14 protein-coding genes are annotated in these 13,111 nt (G+C 69.5%); 8 read left to right on the top strand and 6 right to left on the bottom strand.

Annotation, left to right across the window (positions count from 1 at the left end):
* Positions 1-14: 14 nt before the first annotated feature.
* Positions 15-188 (bottom strand): CsbD family protein, encoded by a 174-nt coding sequence (locus V2S04_RS00555; RefSeq protein WP_099196818.1) that lies wholly within the window; start codon positions 186-188, stop codon positions 15-17.
* 626 nt (positions 189-814) lie between these two features.
* Between V2S04_RS00555 and V2S04_RS00550 the strand changes: the two genes are divergently transcribed.
* Positions 815-1,021 (top strand): cold-shock protein, encoded by a 207-nt coding sequence (locus V2S04_RS00550; RefSeq protein WP_110555044.1) that lies wholly within the window; start codon positions 815-817, stop codon positions 1,019-1,021.
* 73 nt (positions 1,022-1,094) lie between these two features.
* On the opposite strand, the gene V2S04_RS00545 is transcribed toward V2S04_RS00550, so the two are convergent.
* The 3 genes from V2S04_RS00545 to V2S04_RS00535 all read right to left on the bottom strand — a co-directional run bounded on the left by V2S04_RS00545 (position 1,095) and on the right by V2S04_RS00535 (position 3,840).
* Complete coding sequence (locus V2S04_RS00545) at positions 1,095-1,763, bottom strand: HAD hydrolase-like protein (protein WP_413636589.1); 669 nt, start codon at positions 1,761-1,763, stop codon at positions 1,095-1,097.
* A 148-nt stretch (positions 1,764-1,911) separates the two neighbouring features.
* A complete protein-coding gene (gene nucS / locus V2S04_RS00540) occupies positions 1,912-2,607 on the bottom strand; it encodes an endonuclease NucS (protein ID WP_413636588.1) in 696 nt (231 codons plus the stop codon).
* Positions 2,608-2,616: 9 nt separating this feature from the next.
* Positions 2,617-3,840, bottom strand: a complete 1,224-nt coding sequence (locus tag V2S04_RS00535) for an MFS transporter (RefSeq protein ID WP_413636586.1) — start codon at positions 3,838-3,840, stop codon at positions 2,617-2,619.
* A gap of 69 nt (positions 3,841-3,909) precedes the next feature.
* On the opposite strand from V2S04_RS00535, the gene V2S04_RS00530 reads away from it, so the two are divergent.
* The gene (locus V2S04_RS00530) at positions 3,910-4,989 is read left to right on the top strand and encodes a LacI family DNA-binding transcriptional regulator (RefSeq protein WP_413636584.1); all 1,080 of its coding nucleotides are present in this window, start codon (positions 3,910-3,912) and stop codon (positions 4,987-4,989) included.
* A gap of 19 nt (positions 4,990-5,008) precedes the next feature.
* On the opposite strand, the gene V2S04_RS00525 is transcribed toward V2S04_RS00530, so the two are convergent.
* The gene (locus V2S04_RS00525) at positions 5,009-5,824 is read right to left on the bottom strand and encodes an aldo/keto reductase (protein ID WP_413636582.1); all 816 of its coding nucleotides are present in this window, start codon (positions 5,822-5,824) and stop codon (positions 5,009-5,011) included.
* A gap of 107 nt (positions 5,825-5,931) precedes the next feature.
* Here V2S04_RS00525 and V2S04_RS00520 point away from each other — a divergent pair, with 107 nt between their 5' ends.
* The 6 genes from V2S04_RS00520 to mnhG are packed head-to-tail and all read left to right on the top strand — an operon-like array spanning position 5,932 to position 12,205.
* Positions 5,932-8,850 carry a Na+/H+ antiporter subunit A gene (locus V2S04_RS00520; protein WP_413636580.1) on the top strand — a complete coding sequence of 973 codons (2,919 nt, stop codon included), beginning with the start codon at positions 5,932-5,934 and terminating at the stop codon, positions 8,848-8,850.
* Positions 8,850-9,395 carry a Na(+)/H(+) antiporter subunit C gene (locus V2S04_RS00515; RefSeq protein WP_413636578.1) on the top strand — a complete coding sequence of 182 codons (546 nt, stop codon included), beginning with the start codon at positions 8,850-8,852 and terminating at the stop codon, positions 9,393-9,395. Before V2S04_RS00520 ends, V2S04_RS00515 begins: the two co-directional genes overlap by 1 nt.
* Positions 9,392-10,945, top strand: coding sequence for a Na+/H+ antiporter subunit D (locus V2S04_RS00510; protein WP_413636576.1), 1,554 nt, complete (start codon positions 9,392-9,394; stop codon positions 10,943-10,945). The genes V2S04_RS00515 and V2S04_RS00510 overlap by 4 nt, the downstream gene beginning before the upstream one ends.
* Complete coding sequence (locus V2S04_RS00505) at positions 10,942-11,544, top strand: Na+/H+ antiporter subunit E (protein ID WP_413636574.1); 603 nt, start codon at positions 10,942-10,944, stop codon at positions 11,542-11,544. The genes V2S04_RS00510 and V2S04_RS00505 overlap by 4 nt, the downstream gene beginning before the upstream one ends.
* Positions 11,541-11,810, top strand: coding sequence for a monovalent cation/H+ antiporter complex subunit F (locus V2S04_RS00500; protein WP_099196000.1), 270 nt, complete (start codon positions 11,541-11,543; stop codon positions 11,808-11,810). Before V2S04_RS00505 ends, V2S04_RS00500 begins: the two co-directional genes overlap by 4 nt.
* Positions 11,807-12,205: a monovalent cation/H(+) antiporter subunit G gene (gene mnhG / locus V2S04_RS00495; protein ID WP_099196001.1), complete on the top strand. Its 399-nt coding sequence runs from the start codon at positions 11,807-11,809 to the stop codon at positions 12,203-12,205. Before V2S04_RS00500 ends, mnhG begins: the two co-directional genes overlap by 4 nt.
* 137 nt (positions 12,206-12,342) lie before the next feature.
* Here mnhG and V2S04_RS00490 read toward each other — a convergent pair whose 3' ends face one another.
* A complete protein-coding gene (locus V2S04_RS00490) occupies positions 12,343-13,104 on the bottom strand; it encodes an alpha/beta fold hydrolase (protein ID WP_413636572.1) in 762 nt (253 codons plus the stop codon).
* Positions 13,105-13,111: the final 7 nt, after the last annotated feature.

Raw genomic sequence — 13,111 nt, 5'->3', positions numbered from 1 at the left:
GGCGGCCTCGGGGCCTACTTGTCGAAGGCGTCCTTGACGTCGTCGCCGATCTTCTTGGCGTCGGCCTTGACCTGGTCGGTCTTGCCCTCCGCCTGAAGGCGCTCGTTGTCGGTGGCATCGCCGATGCCCTCCTTGGCCTTGCCCACGAGCTTCTCGGTGTTGTGCTTGGCGTCGTCCATGGCTCCCATGTCGTTTCCCTCCGTTCGGGGCGGCATCGCCGCCCGGTCTGACGTTGGAAATGCCAGCGTGTCACCGCGACGCCCATTCGAGCCAAGGGATTGACAGGCGAGGCGGCCGGCGTTATCGCCGCGGCTGGCTCGCCGGAGACATGAAGCGGCTCGGAGAGAACGTCGGCCTCGCTGTGCTGACGTTCCTCTCCGAGCCTGCAATCCCCATGAGGTCCTTCACGACGTATCCTGAAGGAGCGTGCGGTGGGATCTGATCGCTTTTCTCCGAATCCCCCTTCGGTGACGGCTACCTCCCCAGTTTCCGACGATCTCCGCATGCAGCCGGCCCCTCGCCTGCGCCTTCCCCAAATGGTGAGGCTCGGGTGCCGCTCTCATCATGACACCGTTTGGCCGATTTGTCCCCCATATGGGGGACAAATTTTCAAAAAAGTGTGTATGCTGACATCAGACGCACCCTCCGGTCGTCTTCGGCCCTCACCGCTCCCCCCGCGGTGGGGGCCATCCACATTTCGTGCAACATTTGCATCACCTTCGACTCCGACCTGTTGACGAACGGGTCGCCTGGGATAGCGTTAGCGCAGTCGGGGCGTCCTGCGTCGGCATAGCAATCAGCAGAACGGCAGTAAATGAGCACCCAGGGCACGGTCAAGTGGTTCAACTCGGAGAAGGGCTTCGGCTTCATCTCCCCCGATGACGGAGGCGCCGACGTGTTCGCGCACTACTCCGCGATCCAGTCCAACGGCTACCGCTCGCTCGACGAGAACCAGCGCGTCGAGTTCGATGTGGCGCAGGGCCCCAAGGGCCTGCAGGCCGAGAACATCCGCCCTCTCTGAGGCGGGTTCCGAACTCCCCGGTGCCGAACGGCATCGGGGAGTTCTGCGTCTGCGGGACTGTGCCCCGCGGGTTTCAGCCGAGCAGGAGAGCGTGCAGCTCGTCGGCACCGGCGACCCGCGCCTTCGCTCCGACCGCCTCATCCGGCCGACCGAAGCCCCACTCCGAGAAGATGACGGGGATGCCGTGCTCGGCCGCTCCGTCGACATCGTGGTGGCGGTCGCCGATCAGCACGGGCTGGGAGACGTCCGCCCCGGCGGCTTGCAGCCGCTCGAGCGCCTGGCCGATGACGAACGCCTTGCCGTCGTGGTTGCCGACGGATCCGACTCGTGCGCCCGAGACCGCGGTGAACAGCGGCGTCAGCTCGTAGTGGTCGAGGATCGCCTTCACCTGGTTCTCGGGCTTCGTGCTGGCCGTCGCCTGGGGGATGCCCGCTGCGTGCACGGCGTGCAGCACCTCGGCGACACCGGGGTAGAGGTCGACCGAGGCCGCGTATCCATCGGCCGCCGCGAGGGCGCGATAGCGCTGCACCGCCTCCGCGGCCTGCACGGCGTCCATGCCGGCGCGGAGCTGGAACGACTCGAGCATGGGCGGTCCGATCCAGAGCGAGAGCGCATCGGGATCCGGCTCGGCCAGGCCGTACGACGCGAACACCTGCCGCAGACGGGGAAGGATGCCGGCCGAGGCGTCGGCGATGGTGCCGTCGACGTCCCAGAGGATGCAGGTGTAGGGCGAGGCGGACATGCATCCAGCCTAGGGTGCCGGCGACACACCTCTTCCCCTGGCGTCGAGAGCACGGGACCTCGGCGAGTGAACGGGACGTTCGCGCGAAGGAGCCGTGCAGTCGGTGACGTCCCGTGCTCTCGGCGTGGGGGTGCGTGGGGCGTGACGGTCAGAACAGGCGGGGGATGCCCGACTCGAGGCCCTTCATGCCCTCGTAGTCGAGCACGACGCAGCGGATGCCGCGGTCTTCGGCGAGCACGCGGGCCTGCGGCTTGATCTCCTGGGCGGCGAACACTCCGGTGACGGGCGCGAGGTGCGGGTCGCGCCCCAGCAGCTCGAGGTACCGCGTGAGCTGCTCGACGCCGTCGATGTCGCCACGGCGCTTCACCTCGACCGCGATCGCGGCGCCACGGGCATCCCGCACCACGAGATCGACCGGCCCGATCGCCGTCGGGTACTCGCGACGCACCAGCGTCGCGCCCTCGCTGATCAGGTCGACCTGCTCGGCGAGCAGGCGCTGCAGGTCGGCCTCCACGCCGTCCTTCTGCAGGCCCGGATCGATGCCGAGCTCGTGCTGCGAGTCGTGGATGATCTCGTAGATCTGCACGCGCAGCGCGTCTCCGGTCTTGCGGTGCGTCACGCGCCACACCTCGACGACGCCGGCGCTCGCCTCTTCATCGCCGGGCACCTCAGGCGCGAAGGAGCACGGCGGGCTCATCCAGTTGAGCGGCTTGTAGCTGCCGCCGTCGGAGTGCACGAGCAGACTGCCGTCGCCCTTGTGCACCAGCAGGCGGGTGGCGAGGGGCAGATGGGCGTTGAGCCGACCGGTGTAGTCGACCGAGCAGCGGGCGATGACGAGACGCACCCGAAGAGCCTACTTCGTCAGCGCCGGCTCGTCGGCGTGCAGCGGCTTCGCGGCCGACGAGAACAGCCCCGACATGATCACGAGCGCGACGAGGATGAACAGCGTGTTCAGCAGCCCGATGTGCTCGCTGATCAGGCCGAGAACGGGTGGGCCGCCGAGGAAGGCGACGTAGCCGATCGTCGCCGCGGCGCTGACGCGCGCGGCCGCCTTGGCGGGATCGTCGGCGGCGGCGGACATGCCGAGCGGGAATCCCAGCGAGGCGCCGATGCCCCACAGCACGGCGCCCAGCAGCACCAGCGGGAGGCTCGGGGCGAGGATGAAGAGCAGGATGCCGGATGCCGCGGTCGCGGCCAGCACGCGCAGCACCGCGACTCGACCGAAGCGATCGACGAGCGGACCGCCGAAGAGGCGCACGACGGTCATGCCCACGGAGAACACCGTGAGGGCCAGGGCCCCCATGCCGACCTCCTCGCCGTGACCCTCCACGACACCGAGGGCGATCCAGTCGTTGGCGCCGCCCTCGGCGAACGACATGCCGAGCATGACGACGCCCAGCGCGTAGGTGCGCGGCTCGCGCCACGCCTCGAGCGCGGTGTGCATGCGCTGGCCGAACGACGCCTTCTCACCGGGCGACGGGTCGAGCGCGGCCTCGCGCACCGGCACCTGGAAGAAGCAGACGACCGCGGCGAGGAGGATGATCGCGCCGATGATCCCGGCGTGCGCCGCGACGTTCATCGACAGCAGGGCCGCTCCTGCGCCCGCACCGGCGCCGATGACGGTGCCGAAGCTGAAGAAGGCGTGGAACACCGGCAGGATCGTTCTGCCCATCTGCTGCTCGATGGCAGTGGCCTCGACGTTCATCATCACGTCGACCGAGCCGTTGCCGAAGCCGAACAGCACCAGACCGGCGATGACGACGGGCACGGAGCCGAGCACGTCGGTGCCGAGGCCGATGAGGATGACTCCCGAGCCGAACATCAGCATCCCGATGAGCATGCCCAGCCGCGCCCCCGTGCGAGCCATGACGAGCGGACCGGTGGAGATGCCGATGATCGACGCGATGCCCATGCCGAGCAGCAGCAGGCCGATCTGCGCCTTGTCGATCTGCAGGGCGGCCGCGATGCTCGGCACCCGGGAGGCCCACGTCGCGATCGACAGACCGCTGGCGAGGAAGATCGCGAAGATCGCGATGCGCCAGCGGACGAACTGCGAGCGGGTGAGGGCGGTGTCCATTCGACCATCGTAATCGAAACGATTCGATCCCCGCGGCCGGCCGGGCGAGGGCCGGGTTATCCTCGGAGGATGAGCCCGGGACCGCGTCGAGCGACGATCGCCGACGTCGCGCGCCGGGCGGGGGTGTCGACCTCGACGGCCTCGGTCGTGTTCAGCGGGAAGGTGAACGTCGCCGAGGCGACGCGCGAGAAGGTGCTGACCGCCGCAGCCGCACTCGGCTACGCCGGGCCGGACCCGCGCGCCGCGTCGCTGCGCACGGGTCGCAGCGGCATCGTAGGCGTCGTGCTCGCGGGGGAGCTGCGGCACGCCTTCCTCGACCCGGTCACGACCGTGATGATGGACGGACTCACCGACGCGCTGGCGTCGATCAGCGCGGGCATCCTGCTGCTGCGCGACGACCCGCGCGACGACGAGCCGCCGCCGATCATCGATGCTCCGGTCGACGCGGTGGTGCTGATCGGATGCTCGCCGCGCACCCGCGAGGTGCTCGACGCCGTGCGGCAGCGCGGCTTGCCCGTGGTCGTCATCGAGGGCGACGCCGGAGACGACGTGCCCCAGGTCTCGCTCGACAACCGAGAGGCCAGTGCGATCATCGCCCGCCACGTGCGACGGCTGGGACACAGCGCTGCCGCGACCATCACCCTGCCGCTCGACTCCGCCCGGGAGCGCGCCCCCCTGACTGCGCAGCGGGTGGTCGACGCGACGGTGCCCGTGACCCTGGACCGGCTCGCGGGCTTTCGTCAGATCTTCCCCGACGGCACCGGCGCCTCAGCCGCGGCGAGCCTGGTCGACGAGGGGTATCTCGCCGCGCGGATGCTGCTGGCCGATGAAAGAGGCGCGGTGCGCACCGACCGGCCGACCGCCATCGTCGCGCAGAGCGACCTGCTCGCCGTCGGGGCGATCCGTGCGGCCGAGGACCTCGGCCTTCGCGTGCCGCACGACCTCACCGTCGTCGGCTTCGACGGCATCGCCGCCGACGGGCTCGGCTCGCTGAAGCTCACGACCATGGCGCAGCCGGCACTGGCGAAGGGGCGCGCGGCGGGGGAGCAGGTGGCCCGGATGCTCGAGGGCCAGGAGGGCCAGTCGGTGCACTTCACGTGCCAGTTCCGCGCCGGCGAGACGGTGGCGCCGCCGGCGGAGCGACTCTGACCCCGGGGCGTCGACGCACTCAGAGCATCTCGAGCGGGACCGGTCGTCGCGGAGCCGGGAACAGCCGGTCGATCTCCGCCCGCACGTCGGCGGGCAGCGTCATGCCGAGCACGGCCGCGTTCTGCCGGGCATGGGCCACGGAACCGGCCTTCGGGATCGCCAGCACATCGCCCTCGCGGATCACCCAGGCCAGCACGAGCTGCGCCGCGGTGAGGCCGCTGTCGGCCGCGAGGGCCTGCAGCCGAGGGTCATCGAGCAGCCGCGCCTGCTCGAGCGGCGAATATGCCATCACCGGAATGCCCTGGGATCGCAGCATCGGGAACAGGTCCAGTTCCGGACCGCGGCGGATCGGGTTGTAGAGCACCTGATCGGTCGCGCATCCGTGCGGGAGCTCGGTCATGTCATCCGGATCGAGGTTGCTGACACCCCACGCGACGATGTCGCCGTCCTGCTGCAGCCGCTCGAACGCGGTGACGGTCTCGTCGAAGGGCACCGAGCCGCGCCAGTGCAGCAGATAGAGGTCGAGACGGTCGGTGCCCAGCCGGCGCAGACTCGCCTGCACGGCAGAGCGCACGCCCGCGGCCGACGCGTTGTACGGCAGCACCTTGCTCACCAGGAAGACCTCGTCGCGCCGCCCGCGGATCGCCTCGCCGACGAGCTGCTCCGAGCGTCCGTCGCCGTACATCTCCGCGGTGTCGATCACGCGCAGCCCGGCATCCAGCCCGGCTCGGATGGCGTCGATCTCCTCGTCGCGACGCGACGGCTCATCGCCGACGAACCAGGTCCCGATGCCGATCTCGGGCACCGTCACACCATGCGGGAATCGGATGCTCATGCCCTCAGATTACGAGCCGCGGCGCCGATCGGTGCAGATGCGCCCGTAGAATAGAGTCACATCGCCCGCCTGTGCCGGAAGGCCTCGACGAGCTTGAGGAGCCGCTTATGCTGTTGCTCCTCGCCGTGTTCCTGGCAGGGTCTGTGATTCTCCCCTTCCTGGTGCGCTGGCTCGGAGCACAGGCATTCGTGCTCGGCGCGCTCATTCCCGCCGCCGCATTCGTGCACACACTCGTGCAGACGCCGCAGGTGATGGATGCTCGCGATGCCCCGTTCGAGTCGTACAGCTGGATTCCTCAGCTCGGGCTCAACCTCTCGATGCGCATGGACGTGCTCGGGTGGGTGCTGACGCTGATCGTGACCGGGGTCGGCGCACTCGTGCTGCTGTACTGCCGCTGGTACTTCTTCGACGACGGACGCGAGGTCGGTCAGTTCGCCGGCGTGCTGCTGGGCTTCGCCGGCGCGATGTACGGCCTCGTGCTCACCGACGATCTGGTGATGCTCGTCATGTTCTGGGAGCTCACGAGCATCCTGTCGTACCTGCTGATCGGCCACTACCGGCGCCGCGCCGCCAGCCGACGCGCTGCTCTGCAGGCCCTGCTGGTGACGACGCTCGGCGGCCTGGTGATGTTCGTCGGGGTGATCCTGCTCGTGATCGAGGCCGGCACGGCGAGCATCCGGGAGCTGCTCGCCCTCGCACCGACCGGACCTCTCATCGATGCCGCGGTGGTCATGCTGCTCATCGGCGCGATCACGAAGTCGGCGCTCTTCCCCTTCCACTTCTGGCTGCCCGGGGCGATGGCCGCGCCCACCCCGGTGAGCGCCTACCTGCACGCCGCCGCCATGGTGAAGGCCGGCATCTACCTGATCGCGCGCTTCGCGCCGATCTTCGCGATGTCGGCGCCGTGGCGGCCGATCGTCATCACGCTCGGCGTGCTGACGCTGCTGCTCGGTGGCATCCAGGCACTGCGCGAAACCGACCTCAAGCGAATCCTCGCGTTCGGCACCGTCAGCCAGCTGGGCTTCTTCGCCGTCGCCGTCGGCTACGGGACGCCCGCCGCGGCGCTGGCGGGCCTGGCCCTGGTGATCGGACACGCGCTGTTCAAGTCGGCGCTGTTCCTCATCGTGGGCGTGATCGACCGACAGCTCTCGACGCGAGACATCGATGAGCTCTCCGGCCTCGGACGTCAGGCGCCCGTGATGGCCACCGCCGCGTTCATCTCCATCGCCTCGATGATGGGGGTGGCGCCCACGATCGGCTACGTGGCCAAGGAGTCCACGCTCACCGCGCTGCTCGAGGACGCACAGCACGGCTCGGCCTGGGGGTGGGTCGCGCTGATCGGGGCCACCATCGGCGCCGTGCTCACCGCCGCCTACGGATGCCGCTTCCTCTGGGGAGCGTTCTGGCGCAAGAGGGACCGCGAAGGCGCGGCCATGCCCGAGACGGCATGGCCGGACCCGCCGGTCGGATTCCTGTCTGCTCCGATCGTGCTCGCCGGTCTCACGATCGCCGCAGGCATCGGCGCGCCCGCCGTCGACGTGGCCCTGCAGGGGTACGCGACGAGCCTGGGCCCGGAGGAGCCGGGCCACCTCGCGCTGTGGCACGGACTCGAGCCCGCGCTGCTGCTCTCGATCGGCGCGATCGCGGCGGGCATCGGGGTGTTCGCCCTCAGCATCCGCACCCGGTGGGATCGCCGCAGCCGCATGCTGCCGTTCACCGCCGCCGACGCGTACTACCTCGTCATGCGCGGCGTCGACCGCCTCTCGGTGCTCACCACCAGCCTCACCCAGCGCGGGTCGCTGCCGCTGTACGTCGGCACGATCTTCGTGGTGCTGCTCGCGGCCGAGGCCACCGCTCTCGTCGCCGCGCTGCCCGAGCGGCTGGCCCTGTCCGCCTGGCACACGCCCGTGCAGATCGTCGTGGCGCCCGTGATGGCCGTCGCCGGGATCATCGCGGTGCGCGCGCGCAAGCGGTACACCGGCGTGGTGCTCGTCTCAGTCACCGGACTCGGCATGGTCGTGCTCTTCGCAACGAGCGGGGCCCCCGACCTCGCGCTCACGCAGATCCTCGTCGAGACGGTCACGATGGTGACCTTCGCCCTGGTGCTGCGCCGGCTGCCGTCGCGCATGGGCGAGCACAACGCGTCGGTCGGGCGCATCCCGCGCGCGGTGCTGGCGATCGGCGTCGGCGTGGTCATGGCATCCGTCGCCATCGTCGCCACCCAGGCGCGCATGTTCGATCCCATCTCGCTGGACTTCCCCCGACTCGCCTACGAGCTCGGGCACGGCAAGAACGTCGTGAACGTCGCCCTGGTCGACCTGCGCGGATGGGACACCATGGGCGAGCTGAGCGTGCTGGTGCTGGCGGCGACCGGTGTGGCATCCCTCGTCTTCGTCACCCACCGGGCCGACCTGCTCTCGGCGACCCGCGATCTGCCGGAGACGACCCGGCGGTCGACCGCCCGCCGTCCGCTCGTCGAGACGGACGAGGGCCTGCGCTTCCAGACCGCCGAGAACAGCGGCGCGCCGCGCGCGTGGCTGGTCAGCGGGCCGCAGGTCAAGGCCGAGAACCGCTCGATCCTGCTCGAGGTGATCGTGCGGGTGCTGTTCCACACGATCATCCTCGTGTCGATCTACCTGCTCTTCGCCGGCCACAACCTTCCCGGCGGCGGCTTCGCCGGAGGGCTGGTCGCCGGGATGGCGCTCGTGATGCGCTACATCGCCGGCGGCCGCTGGGAGCTGGGGGCGGCGGCGCCGACCGACGCGGGTCGGCTGCTCGGCGCGGGGCTGGTCCTCGCCGTGGGGGCCGCTCTCGTGCCGCTGTTCTTCGGGATGGCTCCGCTGCAGAGTGCCGTGTGGGAGGCGGAGGTGCCGCTGCTCGGCCACCTCGAGTTCGTCAGCTCGACCATCTTCGACGTCGGCGTCTACCTGACGGTGATCGGGCTCGTGCTCGACGTGCTGCGCAGCCTCGGCGCCGAAGTCGACCGTCAGACGCTCGAGATGCGCAGCCGGGGGGTGACGATCTGATGGACGTCTCCCTCACCCTCATCGTGATCATGGCCGTGCTGTTCGCCGCCGGGGTCTACGCGATGATGGAGCGCAGCCTGACCCGGGTTCTCATCGGGTTCCTGCTGCTCGGCAACGCGACAAACCTGCTGCTGCTGATCGTCATGGGCGTTCCCGGAGTGGCGCCTTTCTATGGCGAGGAGGGGAGGGTCAGTGATCCGCTGCCGCAGGCGCTCACCCTCACCGCGATCGTGATCACCTTCGCCGTGTCGGCGTTCCTGCTCGCCCTCATCTACCGCTCCTGGCAGCTGGGTCAGGCCGACACCGTCGAGGACGACCTCGGCGACATCGCGGTCCGCGAGCGGACGGATGCCGAGGAGGAGCTGTTCGACGACGAGTCCTCGAGCGAGGACGAGGACGCGACCACCGACTTCGTGGGCGTCACGACCGCCCCGATCACCGTGCTGCACATGCGCGATCATCCGGCCATCGACGACGATGCGCCCGTGGACGTCCCCGACCGATCCGCCGCGGAACCGGACGATGACGGGGGTGATCGCTCATGAGCGCACTCGTCCCACTGATCGTCATGCTGCCGCTGCTCGGAGCCGCGATCACGCTGATCTTCGGCCGCAACCCGCGGCTGCAGGTGGTCGTGACGACGGCGACGCTCGTGGCGGTCTCGATCATCGCCGCGGTGCTGCTGGCCGCGGTGGATGCGGCGAACGAGCCGTTCGCGGTGTCGGTGGGCGGCTGGCCCGTGCCGTTCGGGATCATCCTCTACGTCGACCGGCTGGCTGCCCTGCTCGTGCTCATCTCGAGCGTCGTGCTGCTCGCGGTGCTGCTGTTCTCGATCGGTCAGGGTGCCGCGGACGGCGCCGAGGAAACGCCGATCTCGATCTTCAACCCGACGTACCTCATCCTCGCCGCGGGCATCTTCGACGCCTTCATCGCGGGCGACCTGTTCAACCTGTACGTCGGATTCGAGATCCTGCTGGTCGCGTCGTACGTGCTGATCACCCTCGGCAGCACCGAATCGCGCATCCGCACCGGCGCGGTGTACATCGTCGTCTCGCTGGTGTCGTCGATCCTGTTCCTCGCCGCGATCGCGATGATCTACGGCGCGGTCGGCACGGTGAACATGGCGCAGGTCGCCGAGCGCGTGGCGCAGCTGCCGCAGGAGACCCAGCTGGTGCTCCACCTGATGCTGCTGATCGCGTTCGGCATCAAGGCCGCCATCTTCCCCGTGTCGTTCTGGCTGCCCGACTCGTATCCCACCGCGCCCGCACCGGTCACCGCCGTGTTCGCGGGCCTGCTGACCAAGGTCGGCGTGTATGCGCTGATCCGCACCGAGACGCAGCTGTTCGCCAGCAGCGACGTGAACACGCTGCTGCTGGTGGTGGCGCTCGCCACCATGGTGGTCGGGGTGCTCGGCGCCGTGGCCCAGGCGGAGCTGAAGCGCATCCTGTCGTTCACCCTGGTCAGCCATGTCGGCTACATGATCTTCGGACTGGCGATCGCGACCGAGGACGCCATCGGCGCCACGGTGTACTACATCGTGCACCACATCGTCGTGCAGACCACGCTGTTCCTCGCCGTCGGTCTCATCGAGCGCAAGGCGGGAAGCACGTCGATCCTGCGGGTGAGCGGTCTGATGAAGGCGGCACCGGTGCTCGCCGTGCTGTACTTCGTGCCCGCCATCAACCTGGGCGGACTGCCGCCCTTCTCGGGTTTCATCGGCAAGGTCGCGCTGTTCGAGGCGGCCGCCGGCGTCGGCACTCCCCTGATGATCGTGCTCATCTTCGGTGGCATCCTGACCTCGCTGCTCACCCTCTACGCGCTGATGCGCGCCTGGAACCTGGCCTTCTGGCGCGAGGACGACGGGGCCGCCGAGAACGACGGCCGCATCGAGTACCTGGGCAACGCCCCGGCCGCCGACGAGCAGGGCGAGACGCGTGAGATCCCCGCCATCATGACGTATGCCACAGCGGGCATGGTGGCGGTGACGGTGGCGCTCACGGTCTTCGCCGGTCCCCTGTACGCCCTGTGCGACCGCATCGGTGCCGGGCTGCTGCAGCCGGTCACCCTCGAGCAGATCGACGAGGGGGCGCCATGATGAACCGCGAGACCCGGCGCCGCATCCGCCGCGACATCCTGCTGCAGCTGCCGTTCATGCTCTGGCTGGTGCTGCTCTGGCTGCTGCTGTGGCATCAGTTCACGCCGCTGGCGGTCGTCAGCGGCATCGTGATGGCCGTCTTCGTCACCCGCGTCTTCCGGCTGCCGACGGTCGAGCTGCTCGGCCGGATCAACCTCTGGCATTCGCTGGTGTTCATCGTGCGCTTCATCGGAGCGGTGGTGATGGGCGCCGTCAGCGTGACGATCCAGGTGTTCGACTTCCGCAGGCAGCCGGGAGCGGCGATCGTGGAGGTGCCGCTGCGCTACGCCGACGACATCGTGACCACCCACGTCGCCGTGGCCGCATCGCTCATCCCCGGGTCACTCGTCGTTGAGAGCGACCGCGACCGGCGCACCCTGTACCTGCACGTGATCGGGATGCGCGACCGCGACGACGTCGACCGGTTCCGTGCCGAGGTGCTGCGCTGGGAGCGTCGCATCGTGCGGGCGGTGGGCACGCCCGAGCAGTACCAGGCGCTCACGCGCGACGAGGAGCAGGCGCGCCGTGCATCCGCCTCGCCGAAGGGAGGCGCCGGATGAATCCGCTGCTCATCGCCATCCTCGTGGTCTTCGGCATCGCCGCCATCCTCTGCGTGATCCGCATCGTGCGCGGACCGTCGATCCTCGACCGCACGGTCGCCTCCGACGTGCTGCTCACCGAGGTGCTCTGCGTGCTCGGCGCCGACATGGCCATCAACGGTCACACCCGCAACGTGCCGGTGATGCTGATCATCGCGGCGGTCGGCGTCTTCGCATCCATCTCCGTCGCCCGCTACGTCGCACGAAGGGACAACACGACACCATGACCGTGACGTCGTTCCTCGAGATCACCGTGCCGGCCGCCGTGGCCGAGACCATCGCGCTGATCCTCGTGCTGCTCGGTGCGATCCTCTGCCTCTCGGCGGCGGTGGGTCTGCTGCGCTTCCGCGACGTGCCCAGCCGACTGCACGCGGCGACGAAGCCGCAGGTGCTCGGGCTCGTGCTGATCTGCCTGGCGATCGCCGTGTCGCAGCGCACCATCGGCGGCATGCTGCTCGGCTTGGTGATCGTCATCCCGGTCATTCTGCTGCAGTTCGCGACCGCTCCGCTGTCGGCGCACATGGTGGGGCGTCAGGCGTACCGCAACGGCACGATCCAGAAGCACAGCCTCGTGGCCGACGAGTACGCCGAGTCGAAGCAGACCCCGCCCGCCGCCGGCTGACCGTCCCCGGCCGCCCGCGCGGATACGGATGTCGGCGGCATGAACGGATGTCGGTCGATTTCGGTGGATTCAGCCGACATGCGTCGGATCCGCCGCCATGTGTGCACGACGGCCGGCAGCCCGCGCGGCAGGCCGGATCAGACGCTGCGGACGAAGTCGCGGATCGTGGCGGCCGCGCCACCGGAGTCGCTGATCAGCGTGCCGTGGCCGTGGTCGGGGATCTCGGCGAACCGGGCATCCGGAACCATGTCGACGATCTCCTGGCACCACGTCATCGGCGCGAGCGGGTCGCGCTGGCCGCGCACGACGAGCACCGGCACGCCCACGCGCGGGTAGGCGTTCTCGGGACGGTGCACGATCGTCGCCTTCATCTTGGTCAGCAGGTTCGGGCCGCCGCGCAGGTACTCGCGTGCCCCGCGCCAGAGCACCTGCGGTCTCTCGTGCAGCAGATCCCAGAGCAGGTAGCCGGCTTGGGCCCGGATGCTGCGCGACGCGCTGTTCACGGTGGGGCCGGCAAGCACCAGAGCCGACACGACCTCGGGGTGGCGCACCGCGATCTCGGCGGCGATCTGGCTGCCCATCGAGTGGCCGAGCACGACGGCGTCGTGGATGCCGCGGGTGCGCAGGAACGCGGCGACCAGATCGGCGTGACGCTCCATGGTGAGCACGCGCTCGGGCTCGGGGGCCTCTCCGAAGCCGGGCAGGTCGAGTCCGATCACCCGGCCGTGCAGATGGGTGGTCAGATCGAGGTAGACGCTGCGGCCCATGCCGATGCCGTGCAGCAGCACGATCGGCTTGGAGCCGTCGCCGAAGTCCTCGTGCACGAGGGTTGCCCCGGCGTGCGTGAATTCGCCGATGTCGGCGGGGATGCCCTCGGGTGCGAGCAGTCGTTCCGGCATCCCTCTA

The sequence above is a fragment of the Microbacterium sp. OR21 genome (assembly GCF_047306785.1).
Lineage (GTDB): Bacteria > Actinomycetota > Actinomycetes > Actinomycetales > Microbacteriaceae > Microbacterium > Microbacterium esteraromaticum_E.
Note: the sequence above shows the minus strand (reverse complement) of the source record. Positions and strands in the feature narration are given on the sequence as shown.

Excerpts from the sequence above, each read along its gene's own strand:
- V2S04_RS00555 (WP_099196818.1), bottom strand. The coding sequence starts at position 188 with ATGGGAGCCATGGACGACGCCAAGCACAACACCGAGAAGCTCGTGGGC.
- V2S04_RS00550 (WP_110555044.1), top strand. The coding sequence starts at position 815 with ATGAGCACCCAGGGCACGGTCAAGTGGTTCAACTCGGAGAAGGGCTTC.
- V2S04_RS00545 (WP_413636589.1), bottom strand. The coding sequence starts at position 1,763 with ATGTCCGCCTCGCCCTACACCTGCATCCTCTGGGACGTCGACGGCACC.
- V2S04_RS00535 (WP_413636586.1), bottom strand. The coding sequence starts at position 3,840 with ATGGACACCGCCCTCACCCGCTCGCAGTTCGTCCGCTGGCGCATCGCG.
- V2S04_RS00530 (WP_413636584.1), top strand. The coding sequence starts at position 3,910 with ATGAGCCCGGGACCGCGTCGAGCGACGATCGCCGACGTCGCGCGCCGG.
- V2S04_RS00525 (WP_413636582.1), bottom strand. The coding sequence starts at position 5,824 with ATGAGCATCCGATTCCCGCATGGTGTGACGGTGCCCGAGATCGGCATC.
- V2S04_RS00520 (WP_413636580.1), top strand. The coding sequence starts at position 5,932 with ATGCTGTTGCTCCTCGCCGTGTTCCTGGCAGGGTCTGTGATTCTCCCC.
- V2S04_RS00515 (WP_413636578.1), top strand. The coding sequence starts at position 8,850 with ATGGACGTCTCCCTCACCCTCATCGTGATCATGGCCGTGCTGTTCGCC.
- V2S04_RS00510 (WP_413636576.1), top strand. The coding sequence starts at position 9,392 with ATGAGCGCACTCGTCCCACTGATCGTCATGCTGCCGCTGCTCGGAGCC.
- V2S04_RS00505 (WP_413636574.1), top strand. The coding sequence starts at position 10,942 with ATGATGAACCGCGAGACCCGGCGCCGCATCCGCCGCGACATCCTGCTG.
- V2S04_RS00500 (WP_099196000.1), top strand. The coding sequence starts at position 11,541 with ATGAATCCGCTGCTCATCGCCATCCTCGTGGTCTTCGGCATCGCCGCC.
- mnhG (WP_099196001.1), top strand. The coding sequence starts at position 11,807 with ATGACCGTGACGTCGTTCCTCGAGATCACCGTGCCGGCCGCCGTGGCC.
- V2S04_RS00490 (WP_413636572.1), bottom strand. The coding sequence starts at position 13,104 with ATGCCGGAACGACTGCTCGCACCCGAGGGCATCCCCGCCGACATCGGC.